Annotated in this window: 19 protein-coding genes, 1 tRNA gene, 2 rRNA genes and 4 pseudogenes; 7 read left to right on the forward strand and 19 right to left on the reverse strand. The window is 56.2% G+C overall.

Going from position 1 to position 26,649, the window contains the following annotated elements:
- Positions 1 to 21: 21 nt before the first annotated feature.
- The 10 genes from ACQY4M_RS19780 to coxB all read right to left on the reverse strand — a co-directional run bounded on the left by ACQY4M_RS19780 (position 22) and on the right by coxB (position 9,002).
- Positions 22 to 1,428: an FAD-binding oxidoreductase gene (locus ACQY4M_RS19780; RefSeq protein WP_428547769.1), complete on the reverse strand. Its 1,407-nt coding sequence runs from the start codon at positions 1,426 to 1,428 to the stop codon at positions 22 to 24.
- A gap of 74 nt (positions 1,429 to 1,502) precedes the next feature.
- Complete coding sequence (locus ACQY4M_RS19785) at positions 1,503 to 2,087, reverse strand: GNAT family N-acetyltransferase (RefSeq protein WP_428547772.1); 585 nt, start codon at positions 2,085 to 2,087, stop codon at positions 1,503 to 1,505.
- Positions 2,087 to 3,349, reverse strand: a complete 1,263-nt coding sequence (locus ACQY4M_RS19790; RefSeq protein ID WP_428547775.1) for a M16 family metallopeptidase — start codon at positions 3,347 to 3,349, stop codon at positions 2,087 to 2,089. The genes ACQY4M_RS19785 and ACQY4M_RS19790 overlap by 1 nt, the downstream gene beginning before the upstream one ends.
- Entirely contained in the window at positions 3,346 to 4,734 is a 1,389-nt protein-coding gene (gene thrC / locus ACQY4M_RS19795) for a threonine synthase (RefSeq protein ID WP_428547778.1), read from the reverse strand. Before thrC ends, ACQY4M_RS19790 begins: the two co-directional genes overlap by 4 nt.
- Before the next feature lie 12 nt (positions 4,735 to 4,746).
- Positions 4,747 to 5,424 carry an SURF1 family protein gene (locus tag ACQY4M_RS19800; RefSeq protein WP_428547781.1) on the reverse strand — a complete coding sequence of 226 codons (678 nt, stop codon included), beginning with the start codon at positions 5,422 to 5,424 and terminating at the stop codon, positions 4,747 to 4,749.
- Positions 5,425 to 5,534: 110 nt separating this feature from the next.
- Entirely contained in the window at positions 5,535 to 6,335 is an 801-nt protein-coding gene (locus tag ACQY4M_RS19805) for a cytochrome c oxidase subunit 3 (protein WP_428547783.1), read from the reverse strand.
- A gap of 30 nt (positions 6,336 to 6,365) precedes the next feature.
- On the reverse strand, positions 6,366 to 6,938 hold the full coding sequence (locus tag ACQY4M_RS19810; RefSeq protein ID WP_428547785.1) for a cytochrome c oxidase assembly protein: 573 nt from the start codon (positions 6,936 to 6,938) through the stop codon (positions 6,366 to 6,368).
- Positions 6,935 to 7,126 (reverse strand): hypothetical protein, encoded by a 192-nt coding sequence (locus ACQY4M_RS19815; RefSeq protein WP_428547788.1) that lies wholly within the window; start codon positions 7,124 to 7,126, stop codon positions 6,935 to 6,937. Before ACQY4M_RS19815 ends, ACQY4M_RS19810 begins: the two co-directional genes overlap by 4 nt.
- Before the next feature lies 1 nt (position 7,127).
- On the reverse strand, positions 7,128 to 8,066 hold the full coding sequence (gene cyoE / locus ACQY4M_RS19820; protein ID WP_428547791.1) for a heme o synthase: 939 nt from the start codon (positions 8,064 to 8,066) through the stop codon (positions 7,128 to 7,130).
- A gap of 75 nt (positions 8,067 to 8,141) precedes the next feature.
- A complete protein-coding gene (coxB, locus tag ACQY4M_RS19825) occupies positions 8,142 to 9,002 on the reverse strand; it encodes a cytochrome c oxidase subunit II (RefSeq protein ID WP_428547794.1) in 861 nt (286 codons plus the stop codon).
- A 182-nt stretch (positions 9,003 to 9,184) separates the two neighbouring features.
- Between coxB and tldD the strand changes: the two genes are divergently transcribed.
- Positions 9,185 to 10,603 carry a metalloprotease TldD gene (tldD, locus tag ACQY4M_RS19830; protein WP_428547797.1) on the forward strand — a complete coding sequence of 473 codons (1,419 nt, stop codon included), beginning with the start codon at positions 9,185 to 9,187 and terminating at the stop codon, positions 10,601 to 10,603.
- A gap of 384 nt (positions 10,604 to 10,987) precedes the next feature.
- On the opposite strand, the gene ACQY4M_RS19835 is transcribed toward tldD, so the two are convergent.
- From ACQY4M_RS19835 to ACQY4M_RS19845, 3 genes are all read right to left on the reverse strand, one after another.
- Complete coding sequence (locus tag ACQY4M_RS19835) at positions 10,988 to 12,238, reverse strand: IS256 family transposase (protein WP_428539230.1); 1,251 nt, start codon at positions 12,236 to 12,238, stop codon at positions 10,988 to 10,990.
- A gap of 71 nt (positions 12,239 to 12,309) precedes the next feature.
- Positions 12,310 to 12,471, reverse strand: coding sequence for a hypothetical protein (locus ACQY4M_RS19840; protein WP_428547800.1), 162 nt, complete (start codon positions 12,469 to 12,471; stop codon positions 12,310 to 12,312).
- 118 nt (positions 12,472 to 12,589) lie between these two features.
- The gene (locus ACQY4M_RS19845; protein ID WP_428547803.1) at positions 12,590 to 13,660 is read right to left on the reverse strand and encodes a pentapeptide repeat-containing protein; all 1,071 of its coding nucleotides are present in this window, start codon (positions 13,658 to 13,660) and stop codon (positions 12,590 to 12,592) included.
- On the opposite strand from ACQY4M_RS19845, the pseudogene ACQY4M_RS19850 reads away from it, so the two are divergent.
- The 5 genes and pseudogenes from ACQY4M_RS19850 to ACQY4M_RS19870 form a co-directional block, all read left to right on the forward strand.
- Positions 13,637 to 14,278, forward strand: a pseudogene (locus ACQY4M_RS19850) (IS1595 family transposase); the annotation flags it as partial. The gene ACQY4M_RS19845 and the pseudogene ACQY4M_RS19850 overlap by 24 nt on opposite strands.
- Before the next feature lie 75 nt (positions 14,279 to 14,353).
- On the forward strand, positions 14,354 to 15,580 hold the full coding sequence (locus ACQY4M_RS19855; RefSeq protein WP_428539582.1) for an IS256 family transposase: 1,227 nt from the start codon (positions 14,354 to 14,356) through the stop codon (positions 15,578 to 15,580).
- 310 nt (positions 15,581 to 15,890) lie between these two features.
- Positions 15,891 to 16,490: pseudogene (locus tag ACQY4M_RS19860) on the forward strand (IS5 family transposase); the annotation flags it as partial.
- A gap of 828 nt (positions 16,491 to 17,318) precedes the next feature.
- Complete coding sequence (locus ACQY4M_RS19865) at positions 17,319 to 18,569, forward strand: IS256 family transposase (RefSeq protein ID WP_428539230.1); 1,251 nt, start codon at positions 17,319 to 17,321, stop codon at positions 18,567 to 18,569.
- A gap of 43 nt (positions 18,570 to 18,612) precedes the next feature.
- A complete protein-coding gene (locus ACQY4M_RS19870) occupies positions 18,613 to 19,407 on the forward strand; it encodes an N-acetyltransferase family protein (RefSeq protein ID WP_428547806.1) in 795 nt (264 codons plus the stop codon).
- A gap of 87 nt (positions 19,408 to 19,494) precedes the next feature.
- Here ACQY4M_RS19870 and ACQY4M_RS19875 read toward each other — a convergent pair whose 3' ends face one another.
- Positions 19,495 to 20,151, reverse strand: coding sequence for an IS1595 family transposase (locus tag ACQY4M_RS19875; protein ID WP_428539609.1), 657 nt, complete (start codon positions 20,149 to 20,151; stop codon positions 19,495 to 19,497).
- A 99-nt stretch (positions 20,152 to 20,250) separates the two neighbouring features.
- Here ACQY4M_RS19875 and ACQY4M_RS19880 point away from each other — a divergent pair.
- A pseudogene (locus ACQY4M_RS19880) lies at positions 20,251 to 20,913 on the forward strand (DNA-processing protein DprA); the annotation flags it as partial.
- A 28-nt stretch (positions 20,914 to 20,941) separates the two neighbouring features.
- Here ACQY4M_RS19880 and ACQY4M_RS19885 read toward each other — a convergent pair.
- The 5 genes and pseudogenes from ACQY4M_RS19885 to ACQY4M_RS19905 form a co-directional block, all read right to left on the reverse strand.
- Positions 20,942 to 21,388, reverse strand: a pseudogene (locus ACQY4M_RS19885) (transposase); the annotation flags it as partial.
- Between the two features lie 54 nt (positions 21,389 to 21,442).
- A protein-coding gene (locus ACQY4M_RS19890; RefSeq protein WP_428539245.1) for an IS3 family transposase occupies positions 21,443 to 22,575 on the reverse strand; the annotation gives its coding sequence in 2 pieces (ribosomal slippage) (positions 21,443 to 22,323 and positions 22,323 to 22,575; 1,134 coding nt in all).
- Between the two features lie 302 nt (positions 22,576 to 22,877).
- Positions 22,878 to 22,954 (reverse strand) — tRNA-Met (locus ACQY4M_RS19895).
- A 77-nt stretch (positions 22,955 to 23,031) separates the two neighbouring features.
- A 5S ribosomal RNA gene (gene rrf / locus ACQY4M_RS19900) occupies positions 23,032 to 23,146 on the reverse strand.
- A 170-nt stretch (positions 23,147 to 23,316) separates the two neighbouring features.
- Positions 23,317 to 26,150: ribosomal RNA gene (locus tag ACQY4M_RS19905) — 23S ribosomal RNA — on the reverse strand.
- Positions 26,151 to 26,649: the final 499 nt, after the last annotated feature.

The raw sequence follows: 26,649 nt of genomic DNA on the forward strand, positions 1-26,649 counted from the left end.
TACAATTCGGCGCGACATGTCCTAAAGAATCGCCCCCGGGTTCATTATCCCGGCAGGATCCAGCGCGGATTTTACCGCCCGCATGGCCGCCAGTTTCACCGGATCGCCATAGCGGGCCAGATCGCCCACTTTCATCCGCCCCACCCCGTGTTCGGCGGAAAACGAGCCATCATATTCATGCACCAGATCATGCACCGCGTCCTTGATGGCACTGCGCAACGGGTCGTATTCGGACCGGTCACGCCCTGCCTGCGGGAACATGTTGTAATGCAGGTTGCCATCGCCCAGATGGCCAAAACAGTTGATCCGGAAATCGCCGATCTGCGCCAGCACCCGCGCCCCGCGCTCGATGAATTCCGGTATCACCGACAGCGGCAGTGAAATGTCGTGCGAGGCGATTGATCCGATACGTTTATTGGCCTCGGGGATGGTTTCGCGCACCGCCCAGAAATCGGCCCGCTGTCCCACTGATTGCGCGATCACCCCGTCACTGACCAGCCCGCGCTCAAACCCGTCGGCAAACAGCCCTTCCAGCATATCGCTGGCCGATTGCCCCCGCGCCACGCCCAGATCTACCAGCACCATCCATTCGGGGATGGTGTCAAACGGCAGGCGCACGTCGGGCATGGTTTCGGTCAAAAATTGCAGGCCCATGCCGTTGATCAGTTCGAATGCCGAAACCGTTTCGCCGCAATGTTCCTGTGCCAGCGCCAGCAGGTCAAGCGCATCGGCGGGTGATCCCACCACCATCAGCGCCGCGCCATCTTCGGCCGGGCGCGGGAACAGGCGCAAGGAAGTGGCAGTGATCACCCCCAACGTCCCCTCGGCCCCGATCAGCAGGTCACGCAGGTCATAGCCGGTATTATCCTTGCGCAGCCGTTTCAGCCCGTGCCAGATATCACCATTCGGCAACACCGCCTCCAGCCCCAGACACAGCGCGCGGGCATTGCCATAGCGCAACACATTCACCCCGCCCGCGTTGGTCGCCAGATTGCCGCCGATCTGGCAAGATCCCTGTGCTGCCAGTGTCAGCGGGAACAGACGGTTCGCATCCTCGGCGGCGGTCTGGATATCCTGCAAAATCACCCCTGCCTCGGCCACCAGCACGTTTTCGGCGGGCCATATGTTGCGGATGGATTTCATGCGCTCCAGCGACAGGATCACGGGCGCCGACCCTTCGGGCAACACCTGCCCCCCGACCAACCCTGTGCCCCCGCCATATGGCACCACGCCCACATGCGCGACCACGCAGGCACGGATCACGGTTGCCACTTGCTCCACCGTTTCGGGCGCCACCAGCAGCCCCGCCACACCCTGATAGCGGCCACGCGGCTCTTCCAGATATTTCGCGGAAAGGGGGCGAAACGCGGCATCTGGCAGGTTCCCGCGCAGGGCGGTTTCAAATACGGTGTCAGCAGGGTTCAGCATTTGATATCCCGTCCTCGTTTTACAGTCCGAACGCTGCCCCGGACCTGATCCGGGGCCTCTTTCCTCAAGCCCCATCACCCGACAGTGGTCTTCCCCCGCCGGTCCCCGCGCAGATTGGCATAGAGCACATGATTGCGCCAGCGCCCGTCGATCTGAAGGTAACTCTGCGCCACCCCTTCGTATTTAAACCCCGCCTTCTCAAGCACCCCGCGCGACGGGGTGTTTTCCGGCAGACAGGCGGCCTCGATCCGGCTCAGGTCCAACGTGGTAAAAGCGTAATGCACAAGCGCCGCGATTGCCTCGCTCATATACCCCAGCCGCGCGTAAGGTTTACCAATCCAATACCCCAAAGTGCCCGCCTGCGCCGGTCCGCGCCGGATGTTGTCCAGCGTGATAGCCCCCAGCAACACACCATCCTCGCGCCGTTCCAGAAACACCGGCACCGCCGACCCCGCATTGATCGAGCGCTGCGACCAGTAAACGCGGTTGGAAAACCCCTTGCGGGTCAGGTGGTCCTTGCTCCAGGTCGGCTCCCACGGGGTTAGGAACTCGGCGCTGTGGCGTCGCAGGGCCGTCCAAGCGCGAAAATCCGAATGGTGTGGTGGGCGCAGAGTCATCCGTTCAGACTCGATCCGGATATTGCGGCGCCGTCGGAACATCAGGCCACCAATCGCGCTTTGATGTCGGCCAATGTCGGGGCGTCCTGAACCGGCCCGTATAACGCCAGCGCCGCGTTGGCATTTTCCGCCATCCCGCCGGCAAAATCCCGCACTTTGCGCATGTCTACCGCGTCGATCATCTCGACCGTCTCGGCCAGCGGCGGCACCCGATCCCAGATCGCCACCAGCCGCGCCAGACGTTCGGCGCGTCGTTCCGGGCTTTCCAGCCCCATCAACAGCCCCGCCTTCATCTGCGCCCGTGCGCGCGCCACTTCGGCATCCGACATATCATCCGCCGCACGTTTCATTTCATCCACCACCAGCAGGGCCAGTTCATGCACCTTGTCGCCGCTTGTGCCCGAATAGATCGTCATCAAACCGCTGTCCGAAAACGCACCGGCCTGTGCGAAAACCGAATAGCACAAGCCTCGCTTTTCCCGCGCTTCCTGAAACAGTCGCGAGGACATGCCGCCACCAAAGGTCGAGGCAAAAATCTGTGCGGTGTAGATATCGGGGTCGCGATAATCCGGCCCCTCCAACGCTAAAGTGAAATGCGCCTGTTCCAGGTCTTTGACCTCGCGCCGCTCGTCGCCAATGAAACGGGCCGAATCCGCCACGATACTGTCGCGACGGGGCAGATGGCCAAACAGACGTTCAGCCGTGCGCACAATCACATCATGGTCCACATCACCCGCCGCCGACAGGATCATTTGCGCAGGGCCATAGCGTTCCGCAACAAACCCTTTCAGATCATCGCGCCCGAAACCACGCACCCGTTCCGCCGGTCCAAGGATGGAACGGCCAATCGCCTGTTTCGGATAGGCCGCCTCTTGCAGCCAGTCAAAAACCACATCATCCGGCGTATCCAGCGCCTGCCCGATTTCCTGCAGGATCACCCCGCGTTCAACCTCGATTTCCGCAGGATCAAACACCGGATTCAGCAGGATATCCGAAATCACATCCAGCCCCAGCCCCACATCCGCGCCCAAAACGCGCACATAATAGGCCGTCATTTCGCGGCTGGTATAGGCGTTGATGAAACCGCCGACGTCTTCTATCGCCTCGGCTATATCCAGCGCACTTCGGGTTTTGGTCCCCTTGAATGCCATATGCTCCAGAAAATGCGCAATGCCGTTTTGCTCGATACGTTCATGCCGGCCACCGGCCATCACCCAGATGCCAAGCGACGCCGATTCAAGGCTGGGCATGTTTTCGGTGACGATGCGAAACCCGTTTGACAGGGTGTGGAATTTGACGCTCAAGAGGAAATCCGATCCGAAATAAGTTTGGTCAGCGCGGCCAGATCATTTTCGACCTCGGTAAACCGTTCTTTGCGTTCAAACAGATCCCCCATGCGGGCTGGCAATGGAGGATGGATACCGCAGGCTTCCTCGACCGCTGCGGGGAATTTCGCAGGGTGGGCGGTGGCAAGCGTGATCATCGGCTCAGGCCCCAAATGTTCCCCGGCCACTTTCACGGCAACGGCGGAATGGGGGCACAGAACCTCGCCGGTGCGGGCCAGCATGTCCTTGATCGTGACCATGGTTTCCTGTTCCGATGCACGTCCCGAAACAAAGGTTTCGCGCAGCATGTCGATTGCACCCTGACTGATAGTAAATTCGCCACTGTTCTTCAGTTCGTCCATCACCTGTGCCACGGCCCCGCCATCGCGCCCGTAGGCGTCATACAGCACCCGTTCGAAGTTCGACGACACCTGAATATCCATCGACGGGCTGATGCTGGGCGTTACGCCCTTGGTGGAGTAGGCGCCGGTTTGCAGGGTGCGGTGCAGAATGTCGTTCTGGTTGGTGGCAATCACCAGCCGGTCAATCGGCAGCCCCATCTTGCGGGCGATATATCCTGCAAAGATGTCACCAAAATTGCCGGTGGGCACGGTAAAGCTGACCGAGCGGTGTGGCGCGCCAAGTGCGGTCGCGGCGCTGAAATAGTAAACCACTTGCGCCAGCACACGGCCCCAGTTGATCGAATTGACACCTGCCAATTTCACCCGATCACGGAAGTCGAAATCGTTGAACATGTCCTTAAGGCGCGCCTGACAATCGTCAAAATCCCCGTGAACGGCCAGCGCATGAACATTGGCCTCATCCGGCGTGGTCATCTGCCGGCGCTGCACATCCGAGACGCGCCCATGCGGATACATGATGAACACATCCACCGCATCCAGACCGCGAAACGCCTCGATCGCTGCCGATCCGGTATCACCCGAGGTCGCACCGACAATCGTCACCCGCTCGCCCCGCTTGGCCAGCGCGCTTTGGAACATCTGGCCGATCAGCTGCATCGCGAAATCCTTAAACGCCAGTGTCGGGCCATGGAACAGTTCCAGCAGGAAATGGTTTGGCCCCAGCTGCACCAGCGGCGCGCGCGCATCATGGTCAAAGCCGTCATAGGCCCGTGCGATGATGTCGGCGAATTCCCGATCTGTGAAACTACCCTCGACAAAGGGGCGCATCACGCGGAATGCGATTTCCTCATATGGCAGCCCCGCCAGCGCCGCGATATCGCCCTTGGACATCACTGGAACCTCGGCAGGAACATACAAACCACCATCACGGGCCAGCCCTGTCAGCATCGCCTCTTCAAAGCTAAGTTCGGGGGCTTTTCCACGGGTCGAGATATATCGCATGACTAATCGCCTTTATTCGTTCCTGCGCCTGATACGCCAGATCAGATACGCTGTCATCCCCAACCATACAAGCGCAAGACCAAACCATGTGACAACATATTCCAGATGCCGGTTGGGAATGCCGGCGCTGGTGACCGGAAATGGCGTGGTTACAGGTTTTTTTTCCGAACTCAGCCGTTGCACCAGCAACACAGGCTCGGTATTCAACACGGTGGCCATCGCAGCCACATCACGGGCAAACCAGATATTCTTGTCTATCTCGGGATCAGGGATCGCCGCGCCCCCTTCGTCTGGCCACAACAGATTGCCAATGATCCGTGCCCGAATGGCTGGGCGTGGCGCGTCTTTGGCAGGGACGGCAACAAACCCACGATCCAGCATGATCCGCCGCCCGCCATCCGTTTCAAAAACACTGATAATCCGGTACCCCGGCCCCATATCCTTGGTGCTGGCCAGCACATGAATTTCATCCTGCGTGATCACGCCTTGCACATCCACGGGCAAAAACTGATCCGCCACCTCGTTTGGCATATCGGGCAAGGGCACGGGCTCTGCCGCAATCACCCTGTCGATTTCTGCCAGCATCGCGGTTTTCCACTGCAACCGCTGCAATTGCCATATCCCCAAGGACACCAGTATCGCCGCCCCGACCAGACCGAACAACAAAGGCACAAGGATAGGTTTCTTCAACACGTCTCTCCCAAACGAAAAGCGCGGCAAGGTACCCCTCCCCGCGCTTCATTACTGTTCTTGTAAATATCCTCGCCGAAGGCAAGAAAACTCTTTTTCACCTACGGGTCTCACCCACCCCAGATGTAAACGGCAGCAAACAAAAACAGCCAAACTACATCAACGAAATGCCAATACCATGCCGCCGCTTCAAACCCGACATGTTGTTCCGGCGTGAAATGTCCCTTTAACGCGCGGATCAGGATGATCGTCAGGAATATCGTGCCGATAATCACATGAAATCCGTGAAACCCTGTCGCCATATAGAATGTCGATGGATAAATCCCGTCGGTAAACCCGAATGCTGCGTGACTGTATTCATAAGCTTGAAAAAACGTAAACAACGCCCCCAACCCAATACCGATTGCCAGCCCTGTCACCATATCCTTGCGGTTATTTTCATGCACCAGTGCGTGGTGTGCCCATGTTACGGCAGTGCCCGACAACAGCAGGATTAGCGTGTTGATCAGCGGCAAATGCCACGGGTCAAAGGTTTCGATTCCTGCAGGGGGCCAAACGCCATCCACCTTGGGATACCCTTCGGTCATCGGGTAAAGCGCGCTTTTGAAAAATGCCCAGAACCATGCCGCAAAGAACATGATCTCGGACATGATGAACAACACAAAGCCATAGCGCAGACCAATCCGCACCACCGGCGTGTGATCGCCTGTTTGCCCTTCGTGCACCACCTCGGACCACCAGCCATACATAACGTATAGAACGCCCGCCAAACCGGCAAAGAACATCCACGGCCCGCCCTCGGCCAGATACAGCACCGCACCGCCCAGCATTATGATGGCGGACAAAGCCCCCAAAAGCGGCCAAATGGAAGGTTCAAGGATGTGATAATCGTGGTTCTTTTCGTGTGCCATATTGGCGTCCCCCTGTTCTTGGGATAGTTTCTATTGGCCCAGAACCGAAGGCAGCGCGCGCGCCTCGGTCTGTGGCAGTTCGGTTTCGTGGAACGTATAAGACAGCGTGATATGATTGATATATTTCGCATCACGGTCGTTTACGATTTCTGGATCGACATAGAATGTCACAGGCATTTGCGCCCGTTCCCCCGGCTGCAACACCTGTTCGGTAAAGCAAAAGCAGTCGATCTTGATAAAATAGGCCCCTGCATCATAAGGCACGACATTATAGCTGGCCGTGCCGGCAATTACGCGGTCGGTCGGGTTGTAGGCTTCAAAGAACGCCAGGCCGGTCTGGCCGATCTTCAGCTCCATCTCGCGCACCATAGGTTTGAATTCCCATGGCATGTCGCGATCTTTCGAGGCGTCAAAACGCACCGTGATCATCCGGTCCAAAACAATGTCAGATCCGGCTTCGGCCACACCTGTTGTGCCGCCAAATCCGGTGACACGGCAAAACCAGTTGTAAAAGGGAACCGAGGCCCAGGCCATCCCGCCCATGAACAACACAACGGCAACGGTTTGCAGTACAGTTTTGCTTTTCGAATCTATCCGGCTCATTCGCTGGGCACCTCGGGCGTCATACTGATGCGCGGAGAATGATCTGCCGCTTCCATCTCGTCGCCGCTTTGCATTTTGGCCACGGTCACCCCGTAGACCAGCACCACGAATGCCAACAACGCCAGCCCTACGCCGGCGTTGCGGCCAAAGCGGCGGCGGTGGATTTCATGCTCTTTTGCGATTGCCATCTTACCAGCCTCCCATGCCAATGGTGCGCAACACGCCCTCGGCCAGCAGCGCGCCGAAATGCAGGAACAGATAGAGCAGCGAAATGCGGAAAAACTTGCGCTCGGCGGCGTATTTGTCAGCCACTGCCGCCTCTTCGCTGCGCCGCCAGATTTTTACCGCCCCTGCAATGAACCACGCATTCAGCAACACTGAAGCCGTCAGGTAAACTGGTCCGCCAATGCTGGTGAACCCAGCGCTGACGGCCACAGGGGCCAGCAGCAATGTATAGACCAGAATATGTGCCCGCGTGACCCGCCGCCCGTGGGTGACAGGCAGCATCGGGATGCCGGCCTTGGTGTAATCATCGTTCATGAACAGCGCCAGCGACCAGAAATGCGGCGGTGTCCACATAAAGATAATGGAAAACATCAAAACGCTTTCGATAGAGATGCCGCCAGTTGCCACCGCCCAGCCGATCATCGGCGGAAAGGCCCCTGCCGCGCCGCCGATCACGATGTTCTGCGGCGTGCGACGCTTTAGGCCCATCGTGTAAACCACGACGTAAAAGAAAATGGTAAAGGCCAGCAATCCCGCCGCCACGAAATTTGCCGCCAGTCCCAGCATCACAACCGCCATCACCGACAGCGTCAGGCCGAAGGCCTTGGCCTCGCCCGCGGTTATCTTGCCTGCCGGGATGGGCCGCTTGCGGGTGCGTTTCATCAGCGCGTCCACATCGGCCTCCCACCACATGTTCAGGGCACCCGACGCCCCGCCGCCAATGGCGATAAACAGGATCGCGGCAAAACCGATGATGGGGTGCACCGGCACAGGGGCCACCAACAGGCCGACAAAAGCGGTAAACACCACCAGCGACATGACGCGCGGTTTTAGCAGGGCAAAGAAATCACCAAACCCGGCCTCGTTTTCGTATGAGGTGGTGTTCAGACTTGCATCGCTCATTTTGTTGCCTCCTGGCAGTTGGCGGAAAAGCATCCCGCCCCAAACCGTCACCGGTAGGGCGGGGTTTACCCCGTCTTAATTGGATGCAACCGCAATCGCGGATGGAACATTGGCATATTCCGCCTTGGCACCCTGCAACCATGCCTCGTATTTCTCGGGGCTGATGGCCTTGACCGTGATCGGCATATAGGCGTGGTCCTTGCCGCACAGCTCGGAACACTGGCCAAAATAAATGCCTTCCTTGTCAACATTGAACCACAGTTCCGCCAACCGGCCCGGTACGCCGTCCTGTTTCACACCAAAGGCGGGCATGGCCCAGGAATGGATCACATCCGATCCTGTAACCTGCATCACCACAATTTTGCCCACCGGCACGACAACCGCGTTATCGGTGGCCAGCAGGTATTCATCTTGTGTGTATCCTGCATCCTCCAATTCGTCCCGCGCCAATAGCATACTGTCGAATTCAAACCCGTTATCAACATATTCATAGGTCCAGAACCACTGGTTGCCCGTCACCTTGATGGTCAGATCCGCTTCGGGGATTTCCTGACTGTTGAACAGCACTGGCAGCGAAAACGCGCCGATGAACACCAGAATGATAATCGGGATCAGCGTCCATGCGATTTCCAGCGGTGAGTTATGGGTAAACCCGGCTGGCTCCGGATTGGCCTTGCGGTTATAACGGAAGATCACGATCAGCAGCAGCAGCGTCACAAAGATCGAAATTGCCGAAATAATCCACAGCACCATCCCGTCCAGCCATTGCAAATCCACAGCAACCGATGTGCTGGGTGGCTGCATATTTACGCCCCCCGGAACCGGTTTTCCGATAATCTCCAGCCCCTCAAGCGCGTCCTGCGCCGAAGCTGAAAAACCCATGAATATAACGGAAATTGTGGCCCACAGGCCGGTTAGAATAGTCTGTATTCGCATGTCTTGTCCCTGTTCGCATTATGGCAGCTGTTACCGCCCTGAAATCCCATGCGGCCCTCCAGCGGCCGGAATTCCATTGTTTCCTTTTCCCTTGAAACCATATTAAGCACAGTTAAATCAAGACAATCCTGCATCTGATATGCTGTTAATGTGATTAATGCCTGCCAACCCGAGGATGGAAAATGCCCGAAACTGGATTTCGCCCCTTAGAAAACACCCTTGATCGGGACCGTACCCTGGACCTGCTGAAACAGGCCACAGACGGGGCGGACGATGGCGAGTTGTTCCTTGAGCGTCGCCGCTCCGAAGCCTTGGTGTTTGATAATGGCCGGGTGAAAACCGCCAGTTATGACGCCGCCGAAGGGTTCGGCCTGCGTGCCGTGCATGGCGAAACCGCGGGTTATGCCCATTCCACAGAAATCACCGAAGCCGCGATCAAACGCGCCGTGAAAACCGCGCGTCTGGCTGTGGGCGACGGTGGCGGCACATGGGCCGACGCCCCCGCCCCCACCAACCAGCGCCTCTATACCGACCAGAACCCGATGGATGACGCCAGCTTCCCCGTCAAAATTGACACCCTGCGCGAGATCGACGACTTCACCCGTTCGCTCGACAAACGCGTCATTCAGGTGTCCGCCACCATCGCCGCCAGCATTCAGGAAATCGAAATCCTGCGCCCCGAAGGCCATATCATCCGCGATGTGCGCCCGATGTCCCGCGTCAATATCTCGGTGATCGTCGAGGAAAACGGCCGCCGCGAATCCGGCAGTATGGGTGGCGGCGGGCGTGCCGGTCTGACCATGTTGATCGACCGCGACCACTGGGAACCGGTGGCGCGCGAGGCCCTGCGCATCGCGCTGGTCAACCTAGAGGCAGTCCCCGCCCCCGCCGGCGCAATGGATGTGGTGCTGGGCAACGGCTGGCCCGGCATCCTGCTGCACGAAGCGGTCGGGCACGGGCTGGAAGGGGACTTCAACCGCAAAGGCACCTCGGCCTTTTCCGGCCTGATCGGCCAGCAGGTCGCCGCCAAAGGCGTGACCGTGGTGGATGACGGCACCATCCCTGACCGGCGCGGATCAATCAGCTTTGATGACGAAGGCACCGTATCGGGGCGCAATGTGCTGATCGAGGACGGTATTCTGGTGGGCTATATGCAAGACCGCCAGAACGCCCGCCTGATGGGGGTCGCCCCCACGGGTAACGGGCGGCGTGAAAGCTATGCCCACGCGCCAATGCCGCGCATGACCAACACCATCATGCAGGGCGGCACGACCGACCCGCAAGACATCATCGCCGAGCTGAAGGACGGCATCTATGCTGTCGGGTTCGGCGGCGGGCAGGTCGATATCACCAACGGCAAATTCGTGTTTTCCTGCACCGAGGCCTACCGTGTGCAAAACGGCAAAATCGGCGCGCCGGTCAAAGGCGCCACCCTGATCGGTGACGGCCCCGCCGCGATGAAACAGATCCGCGCCATCGGCAACGACATGGCGCTGGACCCCGGCATCGGCAACTGCGGCAAGGCCGGCCAATGGGTGCCGGTGGGTGTGGGCCAGCCAACGCTGCTGATCGGCGGGCTGACAGTTGGCGGCGCGGGTTAAGCATTTCGCAGAAATGGCAGCGCCCGCCCTTCGTGTTGGAAACACGCCTTCGGCATGATGGGGCGGATCGGGCGCTGCCATTTCTGCGAAATGACGGGAGTACCCCGCCACCACCGCCTATTTCTTAAGACGCGGCGCAAACCTGTTGCAATCATTGCCTTGATAATCGGCCGCAACCACCCGCCCCTTGGACAGAGTCGCGGTGAATTTGCAATGCAGCTCGACCCGCTCGTTGCGATATCCGGTCGTCACCCAGACCCCGTTCATATAATGGCTGATCGGTATCCGGTTAACCCTCGATGTATTGCTGATCCAGCGTGCTATATTGCGATCCCGAACCGTTGGCGGGCCAAGAGCTATGCCCAAAAGTTGGTGACGCAGTAATCAGGCGGCATGTTTTTCCTGCTTGATCCCGTCCTTAAATTCAACCCCTTCGATGATTTCCGGCAATCGGAATGCGCCGTCGAGTTTACGCCATTTCTTCTTTGCCGACATCATCAGGCGGAAGGTCATTGCCAAGGCGGTCTTGCGCCCGAGGCAGCCTTTGGTCTTCTTCGTTCGGTGCCGCACGGTGGCAAATATGCTTTCGATGGGGTTGGATGTGCGGATGTGTTTCCAGTGCTCGGCAGGGAAGTCGTAGAAGGTCAGCAGCACGTCCCGGTCCTTGGTCAGCTTCCCCACGGCACGCTCGTATTTCACGCCATAGGCTTCGATGAAGAAATTGAACGCGGCCTCGGCGTCCCGTTTGTTCTCGGCCATCCAGATGTCCTGTAGATGGCCCTTGGCTTTGGCTTGCAGCGACTTCGGCATGGCATTCAGGACGTTGCCGGTTTTATGCACCCAGCAGCGCTGCTCCCGGGTCTCACCGAACACCTCCCGCAAGGCGTTCCAGAAGCCGAGCGCGCCATCACCAACGGCCAGATCAGGGGCTTTTCTGAGGCCACGACGTTGCAAGTCCAGCAGCAGTTCACGCCAGCTCTGGCTGCTTTCTCGATACCCGTCCACGAGGCCCAGAACATCCTTGTTACCCCACTCGTCCGCGCCGATGATCACCAGCATGCATTGCTTGTCAGCATCCGTGCGCGGCTTGAAATAAACCCCGTCGGCCCAGAAATACACATAGCGTTTGGCCGACAGGTCACGCCGGTTCCAACGCTCGTATTCTGCCCACCACTCCGCCTTCAGGCGCGAAATCGTGCTCGATGTCAAACCACCCGCATCAGGCCCCAGAAGGGCCGCCAGTGCTTCGCCGAAATCACCCGTGGAAATACCTTTGAGATAGAGCCAGGGCAACAACTCCTCGACCGACTTTGCCCGGCGCAGATACGGCGGCAGAAGCGTCGAGGTGAACCTGATCTTCTCCGCCCCCGTGCCACGATCACGCACCCGAGGCACATTCACCGGGACAGGGCCGATCCCCGTCATCACCTCGCGCTCCGGCAGGTATCCGTGGCGAACAAGGCGCTGGCGACCGGCCGAATCCCTCAAATGCGCGTGTTGCGCCATCAGATCACAAACCTCGGCCTCGACCGCCTGTGCCAACAGATCCCGCGCGCCTTTGCGCAAGATATCCGTCAGCGGATCAGGTGAAATTCCGGCTGGATCGGTAAACTCCAAAATAGTATCGTCTTCCATGTGGCATATCCTTTTCTCTCTGAGAATCGCGGCGCGTCAACACCGCCATGATATGCCACCCAATCACCCCATCACCAACTTTCGGGCATTACTCGCGGGCCAATCACAGCCGCAACTTCAGGCACGGTTTTGCCGATAAACTGGTTCTGGCGCGCGGCCATCTCTTCCGGTGTTTCAAAACACCCCGCCAGTAATACGGCCATGCCTAGCGCCAACACTGTATTGCGTATCATTTGTCTAAATCCTTTTCCCTTCAACAATAACAAACCGCTACCCTGAGTTGCGCCAATCCGCAACCCTGAAGAGAGACCTTTGCCCCGTAGGGCGGGGTTCACCCCGCCACCCAGCGCCCTACCGCAACCGGAACCGGTTCCGTAGGCCCAGACCAAGGAAAAACAGCAACACAAATCCGAATACCGTCTGCACCCCGCCGACCACCTTTAACGGCCACGCCAGCTTTGCCGCAAATTCCCCGCCATAATACAGCTTGCCAAACCCCAGAAACGGCAGCGTATTGGAGATACTCCACCCCGCCGCCTGACGCGGTTTGGTCCACGGGTCATCTTCGCCCAACAGCCCCAGCGTCCAGTCAAACCCCGCAGCGTCTTTGGGCAAAAAGGTAAACGCCTCTTGCCACCACAGCATGAACAACGCGCCGAACAGCATCACGGCGATTATCCCGAATAAAGGCCGCCACACCGAAATTCCGTAATCCGAAAACCACGAATAGAGCCAGTAAAACGGCTTGTGATACCAGCGCGCCAATTTGGTTTTACAGCGCATCTCTTGCCTGTGGAAAAACTGCTCCTCGTCGATCTGCAAGGATTTGTTCATAAATAGCCGTAACCTGTTATAAGCGCGTTTTTGTTGCTCAACAGGCATTATTCCGCTGCCTGATAACCGTGGCCAATTTTTTGTATAATCTGGAGGAAACGGAAAAATAACGTTTTCAAAAAGGCTAGCACCATAAAATTCTGGGACTTGTTTTTGAAATTCTGCATCATTAAATCTGGTTATCGATTGAAAGTTGGCAGAAGCAAAGTTGGCAAATCCACCAAATTGGGTTTCTCGAAACAACGCGTGATCAGAAAACATCGCAGATCTGAAAGCAGCATAATCTTTGAACGCAGCAGCCCTAAAAGAAGCCTTACGAAAAAACTTCGCGGACCTAAACTCCACTTTGTCCGAAAATTGAGCACGATTAAAAAAAACATCGTTAGAGAATGATACCCGATTAAAAATTGCCGGCGCATTCTCACTCCTATGCATTGGGTCTGGCACAAAATTACTATTTGAAAAATCAGCACCATGTAAAAAATGTGTATTTTCAAAAGACGCACCAGCAAAAAATAATGGGGGCTGACCCAGATAACCTAAAAAGAGGTTATGATGGGAAGCATGAGAAAGAGTCGCCTGAGCCACTACAAGCAAGACCGTCTTACGGAGCATTTTGTTTCGGGATCGACAGCACGAACAGCAGCCAGTTTGTGTGGTGTAAACCGCAAGACCGCAGCGTTTTATTTTCTACGCCTGCGCGAGATAATCGCCTATGAGCTGGAGGCGGAAAGCCAAGCTATGTTCGGCGGAGAAATAGAAGTGGACGAAAGCTACTTTGGCGGCAAACGCAAAGGTAAACGCGGGCGTGGTGCGGCAGGTAAAATTCCCGTTTTTGGTATATTAAAAAGGGGTGGGAAGGTTTACACCAAGATCATCCCGGACGCCAAATCCGCCACTCTGATCCCGATCATAGAGCGCAAAGTCGTGCCGGATTCCATCGTCTATTCCGATTGTTGGCGCGGTTATAATGTGCTGGATGTGTCAGACTTCCACCACTTTCGCATCAACCATTCCAAGCTCTTTGCAGACCGTCACAACCACATCAATGGCATCGAGAATTTCTGGAACCAAGCCAAGCGCCACATGCGCCGATTTAACGGTGTCCCCAAGGCCCAATTTGGGCTATATTTGAAGGAATGCGAGTGGCGTTTCAACAACAGTGACCCTTCAGCTCAGTTAGGTAGTGTCGCGAGTTTGGTGGAAATTCGAGGACGGCGTAATCTCCGGGTGCATCGATGCCACCCAACCGGCGGCTGGAACCGCCAAGGAGATCACGCCATGACAAAGAATACAGCAACATCGACATCCGCGCTACTGGCCAATGAAGCAGGCTATGACCCGATTGAAGACCGGCTGCGCCAGAACATCCGCGCGACGATCGAGGCGGTTTTCGAAGAGGAGCTGGAGCAGTTTCTGGGCCGTTGCCGGTATGGCCGCAGCGGCGGGGCAAAGGCCGGATACCGCCACGGGCATCGCGAGCGGCAACTGGTCGGAACATTTGGAACCGAAACGGTGCGCGTGCCGCGTGCGCGGATCACAGGCGAGGCCGGCAAGGCCAGAGAATGGCGCTCGAAGGCATTGCCCCGCTACCAGCGGCTGACGAAGAAGGCCGAGGCGCTGATCGCTGCTGTCTACCTTTCGGGCACCAACACACGGCGGGTAAAACGCGCCCTGTTCGGCCTGTTTCAGGGGGCGGTCAGCAAGGATGTGGTGAGCCGCGCCTGGCGCAAGGTGAAGGTGGACTGGCAGGCGTGGTGCGCCCGCAGCCTTGCGGATGAAGACATCGTGCGGCTGATCCTGGACGGCACCGTGATCAAAACGCGGATTGACAGGAAGGCCACCAATATCTCGGTTCTGGCCGCGATTGGCGTGCGCCGGGATGGGCAGAAGGTCTTGTTATCACTGATGAACATGGGCGGCGAAAGCACCTCCGCCTGGCGTCAGTTCATCAACGATCTGGATGCGCGCGGGTTGAAACGGCCCGAATTTGTCATCGTGGACGGGGCACCGGGACTTGAGGTCGCTCTCATTGCCCTCTGGGGTGAAGATCTGCCGATCCAGAGGTGCACGGTGCACAAGCACCGCAACCTTCTGGCCAAGGCACCCAAGCGTATGCATGATGAGTTGACAGAAGATTACCGCGACATGATCTACGCCAAAACACCCGAGGAAATCGCCACCCGCCGCAAGGCATTTCTGCGAAAATGGCGGCTGAAATGCAAGGCCGTCGCTGACAGCTTGGAAGAAGCAGGAGATAAGCTTTTCACCTTCACGCGTCTGCCACAAGGCCAGTGGAAATCGGCCAGAACGACAAATGCGATCGAACGCCTGAACGAGGAATTCCGCCGCCGCATCAAGACCCAGACCGTGCTGCCATGCGCCGAGACCGTGCCGATGCTGCTTTGGGCTCTGATGGCCTCGGGGCAGATCGTCATGCGAAAGGTCGATGGCTGGGAAACGCTCGCTCAGCCCGTCGCCGACGCAACCCTTGACCAAGCCGCCTGACCGGCGCATAACTCAACCCGCTCGGAGGTGCCTGAAATCAATTTCCACCACTTTCGAGACACAACCCACAGTTATTGCAGCTAAGACAATGGGTTAAGCGTTACTTGAAGTAGTTATCTGGGTCAGCCCCAAATAATGTCTTTGAAAAGCAAGCCTCATCCAAAAAAGACGAGTTGCTAAAACTAACCATGTCATCAAAAAGAAACCCGTTGAAATATATAGGGGGAACCTCTAAAAATCCCCCAAAATCCGGCCTGACGGGGTAGAATCGTCATCAGGATGAAAATGATTCGACCGACGGGGTTTTGTCATGGGTCAGATGGGATTTTTTGATCTTTCCAGCCGATACGCGGGACTGGACAAATCTGGTGATCCGCTGGTGTTGCTCAACGACATGGTGCCGTTCGAGGATTACCGGGACGAGCTGAAGGCCATATGGCGCACGCCGCCCGAACAGCGCAAATCCAACGCTGGCCGCCCGCCTTGGGATGAGGTGCTGATATTCAAGACGATGGTTTTGCAGCAGCTCTACAACCTCTCTGACGATCAGATCGAGTATCAGATCCGCGACCGCCTGTCGTTCATGCGGTTTCTCGGCCTTGGCATTGAAGACAGCGTACCTGACGCCAAGACCATCTGGGCCTACCGTGAAAGGCTGGCCGGGGCCGGGAAGATGAAGGAGCTGTTTGACAAGTTCGATGCCTTTCTGCGCGAAAAGGGCTATCTGGCGATGGGCGGGCAGATTGTTGATGCGAGCATCGTTCCGGCGCCGCGCCAGCACAACAAAAGGGACGAGAACGAGAAAATCAAGGCGGGCGAAACGCCTGAAGAGTGGGAGGAAAAACCCCACAAGAAGCGCCAGAAGGACGTGGATGCGCGCTGGACGAAGAAGCACGGCAAGAGCTATTATAGGCTTAGTAAAAAACAAATTGTTAAAATATTCAGCCTGCCAATATTCACCTATTTCGGGTTCTTCTTCATCACAGGGGACAAAGTGGCGTTTAGGTGGCTCAAGACCATTGTCAGTTCGTTGCAAGAACCGGCCCCTTATATCATCAAGTTCATCACTTGAAAGTCGCGCCACATCCTTTTCATCTAGCTCAAAGCCTTTTACAATTTTGGAAATATCTTGGTCAGTAAGGTTTTGGCAGAACCAGCCATTCCATGCCCGCCGATTTAGTGCTTGCAATCTATGATTACAATGAAACGAAGAACCGACAGATAAATTGCGCGGTGTTTCTGTATACTCCCCGTAAATCGTTGCTAGCACATACCACGGGTTCTTGTTTGCCGCCGTCAGCCGCTCCCCATCATTGCGGATCGCATAATCGTCTACCTTTGGATTATTGATAATCTCGTGCGCCGGTTTGCTCAGGTCTCTTAGTTGTTCAGCCACTCTAATAATCCTTGCCGTCAATACCGCTACAATGCGTTACCCGCATGGGTGGTGCAAGGGTTGAAAACCCGAAGGTCGCTATCAGCCCGCACCCTTGTCATCCCCGCGCAAGCGGGGACCTCGAAAGGTTGGCGCTCGGGTTCAGGAGGTCACCGCTTGCGCGGGGATGACAGCGTTGCAAAATCCTCAACATTCGCGTCTTTTTCCTGCGAACCACTCGCAATCTGCGTCCCTGTGCCTATATACTCGAGTAATGCCCGAAAGTTGGTGATGGGGTGATTGGGTGGCATATCATGGCGGTGTTGACGCGCCGCGATTCTCAGAGAGAAAAGGATATGCCACATGGAAGACGATACTATTTTGGAGTTTACCGATCCAGCCGGAATTTCACCTGATCCGCTGACGGATATCTTGCGCAAAGGCGCGCGGGATCTGTTGGCACAGGCGGTCGAGGCCGAGGTTTGTGATCTGATGGCGCAACACGCGCATTTGAGGGATTCGGCCGGTCGCCAGCGCCTTGTTCGCCACGGATACCTGCCGGAGCGCGAGGTGATGACGGGGATCGGCCCTGTCCCGGTGAATGTGCCTCGGGTGCGTGATCGTGGCACGGGGGCGGAGAAGATCAGGTTCACCTCGACGCTTCTGCCGCCGTATCTGCGCCGGGCAAAGTCGGTCGAGGAGTTGTTGCCCTGGCTCTATCTCAAAGGTATTTCCACGGGTGATTTCGGCGAAGCACTGGCGGCCCTTCTGGGGCCTGATGCGGGTGGTTTGACATCGAGCACGATTTCGCGCCTGAAGGCGGAGTGGTGGGCAGAATACGAGCGTTGGAACCGGCGTGACCTGTCGGCCAAACGCTATGTGTATTTCTGGGCCGACGGGGTTTATTTCAAGCCGCGCACGGATGCTGACAAGCAATGCATGCTGGTGATCATCGGCGCGGACGAGTGGGGTAACAAGGATGTTCTGGGCCTCGTGGACGGGTATCGAGAAAGCAGCCAGAGCTGGCGTGAACTGCTGCTGGACTTGCAACGTCGTGGCCTCAGAAAAGCCCCTGATCTGGCCGTTGGTGATGGCGCGCTCGGCTTCTGGAACGCCTTGCGGGAGGTGTTCGGTGAGACCCGGGAGCAGCGCTGCTGGGTGCATAAAACCGGCAACGTCCTGAATGCCATGCCGAAGTCGCTGCAAGCCAAAGCCAAGGGCCATCTACAGGACATCTGGATGGCCGAGAACAAACGGGACGCCGAGGCCGCGTTCAATTTCTTCATCGAAGCCTATGGCGTGAAATACGAGCGTGCCGTGGGGAAGCTGACCAAGGACCGGGACGTGCTGCTGACCTTCTACGACTTCCCTGCCGAGCACTGGAAACACATCCGCACATCCAACCCCATCGAAAGCATATTTGCCACCGTGCGGCACCGAACGAAGAAGACCAAAGGCTGCCTCGGGCGCAAGACCGCCTTGGCAATGACCTTCCGCCTGATGATGTCGGCAAAGAAGAAATGGCGTAAACTCGACGGCGCATTCCGATTGCCGGAAATCATCGAAGGGGTTGAATTTAAGGACGGGATCAAGCAGGAAAAACATGCCGCCTGATTACTGCGTCACCAACTTTTGGGCATAGCTCTATATACTCCCCATGAACAGACGCCAATTCACCGCCCGCCTCGCCGCGCTTTTTGCCGCCCCCGCGCTGCCCGCCAGTGCCGTTTCCGCCGCCGCCAGCGCCCCCGTTGCCGCCCCGATTGCCGTATCCGCCGGCGCGTCCTCATGGGCCAGTTACCTGATGGCGATGCACAAAACCTGCACCCCGACGATGCTGAAATCCGTGCTGAATGTGTCCGAGGAGATGGCCCAGACCCTGCATTCGCGCATGGTGTCGGACGGCATCATTCAGGATGGCAATCGGGTGGTTCGCGAGGTAAAACAGCGGATCAAATCCGCACTCGAGGCCCCCGATATGCCCCAAACCCGCCCCGCCGTTGCCGATGATCTGGATGCGCTTGCCGACATCTGGTTCGATGGCTGGTTTGAAGCCCATGCAGCGCATGTTCCAGATGAACTCAAGGCGTTACGCAGTCGCGACAGCCTGCGCACTCGTCTGAATGACATGCTGGAAACCACCGATGTGGTTGGCCCCGTTGGCGCGCCTGTGGGGTTTTGCACGGTCAAGGGGGATGAAATCTATCAGTTTTATGTTTCGCTCGCGGCCCGTGGCACCGGCGCTGCGGATGCCCTGATTCAGGCCGGTGAAAAGCGGCTGGCAGATAGCGGCGTTGCGGTTGGCCAGCTTTGGGTGCTGCCCGAAAACGCCCGCGCCATCGCATTCTACCAGCGCAACGGCTGGGATGGGGATACTGTAGAAGATGTGCCGCTGGACACGCTGGACGGCCCCTACCTGCTGCCCTGCCGGATTCTGCAAAAGGCGTTGTAAACCATCCGTTAACCATCTTCGCCCATAGTGAGTCGTGCACACAGACGGAGCGACCATGGCCGGGGATTTAGGGGCTGACCCAGATAACTACTTCAAGTAACGCTTAACCCATTGTCTTAGCTGCAATAACTGAGCTGAAGGGTCACTGTTGTTGAAACGCCACTCGCATTCCTTCAAATATAGCCCAAATTGGGCCTTGGGGACACCGTTAAATCGGCGCATGTGGCGCTTGGCTTGGTTCCAGAAATTCTCGATGCCATTGATGTGGTTGTGACGGTCTGCAAAGAGCTTGGAATGGTTGATGCGAAAGTGGTGGAAGTCTGACACATCCAGCACATTATAACCGCGCCAACAATCGGAATAGACGATGGAATCCGGCACGACTTTGCGCTCTATGATCGGGATCAGAGTGGCGGATTTGGCGTCCGGGATGATCTTGGTGTAAACCTTCCCACCCCTTTTTAATATACCAAAAACGGGAATTTTACCTGCCGCACCACGCCCGCGTTTACCTTTGCGTTTGCCGCCAAAGTAGCTTTCGTCCACTTCTATTTCTCCGCCGAACATAGCTTGGCTTTCCGCCTCCAGCTCATAGGCGATTATCTCGCGCAGGCGTAGAAAATAAAACGCTGCGGTCTTGCGGTTTACACCACACAAACTGGCTGCTGTTCGTGCTGTCGATCCCGAAACAAAATGCTCCGTAAGACGGTCTTGCTTGTAGTGGCTCAGGCGACTCTTTCTCATGCTTCCCATCATAACCTCTTTTTAGGTTATCTGGGTCAGCCCCGGGATTTATTCTCTTCACACACCACCCTCACCCCACCCAAAGGGGATGATGACCGGCTGGCGTGGCTTCGTCTGTTGCGATCGCGCAGGGTCGGGGTTTCGACATTCTTCCGGCTGATGCGCGAACACGGGTCGGCGCAGAAATCGCTGGCCGCGCTGCCTGAAATTGCCCGCGCTGCGGGGGTGCAGGAATATACGGTCTGTCCCGAAGGCGTGGCGGTTGCCGAAATGAAAGCCGCCAAAGCCGCAAGTGCAACGATGATCTGTTACGGCGAAGCGGTCTACCCCGCCGCCCTGACTGACATCCCAGATCCGCCGCCGCTGTTGTGGTGTATTGGCAACACCGCCCTGATGACCCGCCCGATGGTGGCAATGGTCGGGGCACGCAACGCGTCCTCGCTGGGCACCCGCATGGCACGCAAACTGGCCGAAGGGCTGTCTGAAGCCGGATACATCGTGGTTTCCGGCCTTGCCCGTGGCATCGATACCGCCGCGCATCTTGCCGCATTGGAAGGCGGCACCATCGCGGTGCAGGCTGGTGGGGTCGACGTGATCTATCCGCGCGAAAACGCCGCCCTGGCCGATGACATCGCCAAAACCGACCTGCGTATCTCGGAAATCGCCATTGGCACCCAGCCGCAGGCGCGCCATTTCCCGCGCCGCAACCGGATCATCTCCGGCATGGCCCGCGCCGTTATAGTGGTCGAGGCTGCCGCAGAGCTATGCCCAAAAGTTGGTGACGCAGTAATCAGGCGGCATGTTTTTCCTGCTTGATCCCGTCCTTAAATTCAACCCCTTCGATGATTTCCGGCAATCGGAATGCGCCGTCGAGTTTACGCCATTTCTTCTTTGCCGACATCATCAGGCGGAAGGTCATTGCCAAGGCGGTCTTGCGCCCGAGGCAGCCTTTGGTCTTCTTCGTTCGGTGCCGCACGGTGGCAAATATGCTTTCGATGGGGTTGGATGTGCGGATGTGTTTCCAGTGCTCGGCAGGGAAGTCGTAGAAGGTCAGCAGCACGTCCCGGTCCTTGGTCAGCTTCCCCACGGCACGCTCGTATTTCACGCCATAGGCTTCGATGAAGAAATTGAACGCGGCCTCGGCGTCCCGTTTGTTCTCGGCCATCCAGATGTCCTGTAGATGGCCCTTGGCTTTGGCTTGCAGCGACTTCGGCATGGCATTCAGGACGTTAGAGGTGGTCCCACTTTTTTGACCAGTCAGCAGCCAGTTTAAGATGGATCAGGGTTTCATTTAGGCTGCCAAACTCATTGGTTTTGTTTTTCTGTCATAGGCTTCATCCGGGGTCAATATTCCGTGGGTGGAATGCGGGCGCTCGGTGTTGTAGTAAGCCAACCATTTCCCGATCCCGGCGCGGGTCTGCGAACCCGTTTCAAATGCGTTGAGGTAAATGCATTCGTATTTCAAGGATCGCCAAAGCCGCTCGATCATCCGGTTATCGACCCAGCGACCTTTGCCATCCATCGAGATTTTCACGTCGGCTTCTTTCAGCGCCTGCGTCCATTCAAACCCGGTGAACTGGCTGCCCTGGTCGCTGTTCATGATATCGGGCTTGCCGTATTTGGCCATAGCCTCTTTCAGGGCTTCAACGCAAAAATCTGCCTCCATGCTGTTTGACAATCTCCAGCTCAAAACCTTGCGGCTGTGCCAGTCCATGATCGCGACCAAATAGAGGAACCCGCGCTGCATCGGAATGTAGGTGATATCTACGCACCACACATGGTTTGGACGATCAATCGTCAGGTCTCGCAGCAGATACGGGTAGATCTTATGCTGCGGATGTTTCTTGCTCGTGTTGGGCGTCTGGTAGATCGGAACCAACCGCATCAGCCGCATCAAACGGCGGACCCTGTGGCGACCACACTTGTAACCTTGGCGCTGCATGTGCCGGGCCATTTGCCGTGATCCATACCACGGCGTCTGCAAGAATTGCTTGTCGATTATTGTCATGAACCGCAAATTTTCAGCACTTTCGCCTTTTGGCTGGTAATACAGGTTCGAGCGCGCCAGAGAAAGTAGCCCGCATTGTCGTCGCACACTCAGATCATGCTCACGGCTCACCATTTTTTGCCTCGCTTCCCGAGCAACTGTTGCGAGGCGTTGGCTAAAAAATCCCGTTCCACGACCAGCTGACCAATCTTGGAGTGCAGCTTCTCAATCTGGGCTTCATCAACCCGATCAGGATCACGGCCCCGTCTGGAAAATGCCGTGGCCATGTTTTCAATCGCTGCTCGTTTCCATGTGCCAATCTGGGTTGGATGCACACCATACTTCTTCGACAGCTCCGCCATCGTCATTTCCTCGCGGATTGCTTCAAGCGCAACGCGGGCTTTGAATTCGGGAGAATGGTTCTTTCGTTTCGTCATTTTGAATCGTCTTTCTCATAAGTCGATCCACCTTAACAACTGGTCCGAATTTCCGCGACCACCTCTACCCAAGTGGGTCAGTTTTGCACGCCGATTCACATTTTTGGGTAAGACTAAGTTTCAAATAGGCGAAAAACTGAGCATCTGCGAACCCGCACGTCGCCACCCGCACCGTTAACCCACGGTAATCTCCCCATGCCCGTTGAAACGGCCAACCGTTTGCCATAGTCCACGACTGAACCCCTAACGCGACATGCCGCCTTTCGGCGGGGCGTAAGCTATTGATGTTATGTTATATATTTTGGTTGCGGGAGTAGGATTTGAACCTACGACCTTCAGGTTATGAGCCTGACGAGCTACCGGGCTGCTCCATCCCGCGCCAAAAGCGCACCTCAGAGGCATAGAGTGTATCTGAGGAAGCATCGTTAGAGAGATACGTTTTACACTTCTTACTAGGTTTGGCGGTGACCTACTCTCCCACGCCTTAAGACGCAGTACCATTGGCGCAACAGTGCTTAACTGCCGAGTTCGGGATGGGATCGGGTGTTTCACTTGTGCTATGACCACCAAACCGAGAAAGAAGTGCAAACCCGGCGTGTTTGCTATTGCAAACGCGCCGAAGGCGGGAAGCGGGTTTTGCATGGCAAAACCTGCGTCGCCTATCAGTTATAACTACGTCCTGATCGTGTATTTGTAGTGTGTAGTATGCTTTGTTCCAGCAAAGTCTTTCTATTACTGGATCAAATCAAGCCTATCGAGCAATTAGTACCAGTCAACTGAACGCATTGCTGCGCTTACATCTCTGGCCTATCGACGAAGTGGTCTACTTCGGCTCTCAGGGATACCTTGTTTTGAGGGGGGGCTTCCCGCTTAGATGCCTTCAGCGGTTATCCTGTCCGTTCATAGCTACCCAGCACTGCCATTGGCATGACAACTGGTCCACCAGTGGAACGTTCACCCCGGTCCTCTCGTACTAGGGGCAACTCCTCTCAAGTATCCTACACCCACGGCAGATAGGGACCGAACTGTCTCACGACGTTCTAAACCCAGCTCACGTACCTCTTTAAACGGCGAACAGCCGTACCCTTGGGACCTGCTCCAGCCCCAGGATGAGATGAGCCGACATCGAGGTGCCAAACGGTGCCGTCGATATGGACTCTTGGGCACCATCAGCCTGTTATCCCCGGCGTACCTTTTATCCGTTGAGCGATGGCCCTTCCACTCGGGACCACCGGATCACTATGGCCGTCTTTCGACTCTGCTCGACGTGTCAGTCTCGCAGTCAGGCTGGCTTCTGCCATTGCACTCAACGACCGATTTCCGACCGGTCTGAGCCAACCTTCGCGCGCCTCCGTTACTCTTTGGGAGGCGACCGCCCCAGTCAAACTACCCGCCACACAGGGTCCCGGATCCAGATAATGGACCGCGGTTAGACATCAAGCAAAGCAAGGGTGGTATCTCAAGGGAGGCTCCCTCAGAACTGGCGTCCTGAGTTCAAAGCCCACCACCTATCCTGCACATGCTTGGCCTGATGCCAGTGTGAAGCTGTAGTAAAGGTGCACGGGGTCTTTCCGTCTAACCGCGGGAAACCTGCATCTTGACAGGTATTTCAATTTCGCTGAGTCCACATTCGAGACAGCGGGGAAGTCGTTACGCCATTCGTGCAGGTCGGAACTTACCCGACAAGGAATTTCGCTACCTTAGGACCGTTATAGTTACGGCCGCCGTTTACCTGGGCTTCAGTTCGGAGCTTGCACTCCTCCCTTTAACCTTCAGGCACCGGGCAGGCGTCAGACCCTATACGTCGTCTTGCGACTTCGCAGAGCCCTGTGTTTTTAGTAAACAGTCGCCACCCCCTGGTTTGTGCCCCCGAACAAGACTTGCGTCCTGCCCGGGCCTCCTTCTCGCGAACTTACGGAGGTATTTTGCCGAGTTCCTTAAATGTGGTTCTCTCAAGCGCCTTGGTATTCTCTACCTATCCACCTGTGTCGGTTTAGGGTACGATCTAGCGGAGGGCTATTTCCAGGAACCCCTTAGCAGCCCATTCAATCCGATAAGGATGAACTACGTCTGGGATCCGTCACATCCTCCTGGCCCAGGAATATTAACCTGGTTCCCATCGACTACGCCTTTCGGCCTCGCCTTAGGGGTCGGCTTACCCTGCTCAGATTAGCTTTAAGCAGGAACCCTTGGATTTTCGGCGAGAGGGTCTCTCACCCTCTTTGTCGCTACTCATGTCATCATTCTCACTTCTGATCACTCCACCGGATCGCTCACGCGCCGGCTTCACAGTAAACTCCGAGCCTTCGTAATACCCGAAGGCATTAAAAAGGCGTGGAGTTATATCACAGAACGCTCTGCTACCATGCAATAAATGCATCCTAAGCTTCGGCTCATGGCTTGAGCCCCGGTACATTTTCGCCGCAAGACAACTTAAATTAGACCAGTGAGCTGTTACGCTATCTTTAAAAGATGGCTGCTTCTAAGCCAACTTCCTGGTTGTTTTGGTCGTCTCACCTGCTTTACCACTTAGCCATGAATTAGGGGCCTTAGCTGTAGGTCAGGGTTGTTTCCCTTTCCACTACGGACGTTAGCACCCGCAGTGTGTCTGCCAACTAGTACTTCCTGGTATTCGGAGTTTGGTTAGGATCAGTAAGACTGTAGGTCCCCATTACCCATCCAGTGCTCTACCCCCAGGAGTATTCGGTTGACGCTCTACCTAAATAGATTTCGCAGAGAACCAGCTATCTCCGAGTTTGATTGGCCTTTCACCCCTAGGCACAATTCATCCCGACCTTTTTCAACAGGTGTGGGTTCGGTCCTCCAGTGCATGTTACTGCACCTTCAACCTGATCATGCCTAGATCACTCGGTTTCGGGTCTGATCCTACTAACTCATTCGCCCTATTAAGACTCGCTTTCGCTGCGCCTACACCTAACGGCTTAAGCTTGCTAGTAAGACCAAGTCGATGACCCATTATACAAAAGGTACGCTGTCACCCCTCAAGGGGGCTCCAACTGATTGTAGGCGTCCGGTTTCAGAAACTGTTTCACTCCCCTCGTCGGGGTGCTTTTCACCTTTCCCTCACGGTACTGGTTCGCTATCGGTCAGTAAGGAGTACTTAGCCTTAGAGGGTGGTCCCCCCATGTTCAGACAGAATTTCACGTGTTCCGCCCTACTTAATACGTCCACTCATGCTTCCTATACGGGGCTGTCACCCGCTATGGCCCGACTTTCCAGACGGTTCTAGTCACATTCATGGCTCGGCTGGTCCCCGTTCGCTCGCCGCTACTAGGGGAGTATCTGTTGATTTCCTTTCCTCCGGGTACTTAGATGTTTCAGTTCCCCGGGTTTGCTCTTAAAACCCTATGTATTCAGGTAATAAGTACTTGGTTTACAGCATTATTGATCACCCTTGCGGGTAACAATAATGATGTATCAAGTGGGTTGCCCCATTCGGAGATCTCTGGGTATAGCGTCTATTCTCGACTTCCCAAAGCTTATCGCAGAGTATCACGTCCTTCATCGCCTCTTACTGCCAAGGCATCCACCAAACGCCCTTTTCGCGCTTGATTTGATCCAGAAAAAGATAGACTAGCTATCCAGCCCCAGCGATAGGGCCTTCTTCTGAGATCAAAGCATACTATTTTTCCCGCTCCAAACCCGTGCGGATTTGGAACATGTTGGTTCAATTCGCTAGAACTGAACCGGGTTAGTGTACTTGACTTGGATTGTAGGTTGTATTTCAGGATTGAACCTGTGGATTTTAGTCGGGAAGACCAAAACCCATACAACATACTTGTAGTTTTTCATGCTTTAGGCTCAAGGCCCAAGATTACCCTTACTCGGGTAATCAGCATAAAAACTGATGTTTGTATCTCTCTATACGATGTCAATTCCCGCGCATTCCCGAAGGGAATTTGCGGAGTTCGTCCGATTGGACGGCTAAACACTGACAGTGCTTAGCGATCTAATCGAAAAGGCTTGGTGTGCGCTCTCATTGCTTTTGCAGGCAGAACCGCACGCAATTGGCTGCGCCAATCGCTGTCGCGGACGTTCAATTCGCAAGCGAAT

Source organism: Profundibacter sp., assembly GCF_965277155.1.
GTDB lineage: Bacteria > Pseudomonadota > Alphaproteobacteria > Rhodobacterales > Rhodobacteraceae > Profundibacter.

Coding starts and splice junctions, on each gene's coding strand:
- ACQY4M_RS19805 (WP_428547783.1), bottom strand. CDS start 6,335: ATGGCACACGAAAAGAACCACGATTATCACATCCTTGAACCTTCCATT.
- tldD (WP_428547797.1), top strand. CDS start 9,185: ATGCCCGAAACTGGATTTCGCCCCTTAGAAAACACCCTTGATCGGGAC.
- thrC (WP_428547778.1), bottom strand. CDS start 4,734: ATGCGATATATCTCGACCCGTGGAAAAGCCCCCGAACTTAGCTTTGAA.
- ACQY4M_RS19840 (WP_428547800.1), bottom strand. CDS start 12,471: ATGATACGCAATACAGTGTTGGCGCTAGGCATGGCCGTATTACTGGCG.
- cyoE (WP_428547791.1), bottom strand. CDS start 8,066: ATGAGCGATGCAAGTCTGAACACCACCTCATACGAAAACGAGGCCGGG.
- ACQY4M_RS19865 (WP_428539230.1), top strand. CDS start 17,319: ATGGAAGACGATACTATTTTGGAGTTTACCGATCCAGCCGGAATTTCA.
- ACQY4M_RS19870 (WP_428547806.1), top strand. CDS start 18,613: ATGAACAGACGCCAATTCACCGCCCGCCTCGCCGCGCTTTTTGCCGCC.
- ACQY4M_RS19785 (WP_428547772.1), bottom strand. CDS start 2,087: ATGTTCCGACGGCGCCGCAATATCCGGATCGAGTCTGAACGGATGACT.
- ACQY4M_RS19855 (WP_428539582.1), top strand. CDS start 14,354: ATGACAAAGAATACAGCAACATCGACATCCGCGCTACTGGCCAATGAA.
- ACQY4M_RS19810 (WP_428547785.1), bottom strand. CDS start 6,938: ATGAGCCGGATAGATTCGAAAAGCAAAACTGTACTGCAAACCGTTGCC.
- ACQY4M_RS19815 (WP_428547788.1), bottom strand. CDS start 7,126: ATGGCAATCGCAAAAGAGCATGAAATCCACCGCCGCCGCTTTGGCCGC.
- ACQY4M_RS19835 (WP_428539230.1), bottom strand. CDS start 12,238: ATGGAAGACGATACTATTTTGGAGTTTACCGATCCAGCCGGAATTTCA.
- ACQY4M_RS19875 (WP_428539609.1), bottom strand. CDS start 20,151: ATGAGAAAGAGTCGCCTGAGCCACTACAAGCAAGACCGTCTTACGGAG.
- ACQY4M_RS19780 (WP_428547769.1), bottom strand. CDS start 1,428: ATGCTGAACCCTGCTGACACCGTATTTGAAACCGCCCTGCGCGGGAAC.
- coxB (WP_428547794.1), bottom strand. CDS start 9,002: ATGCGAATACAGACTATTCTAACCGGCCTGTGGGCCACAATTTCCGTT.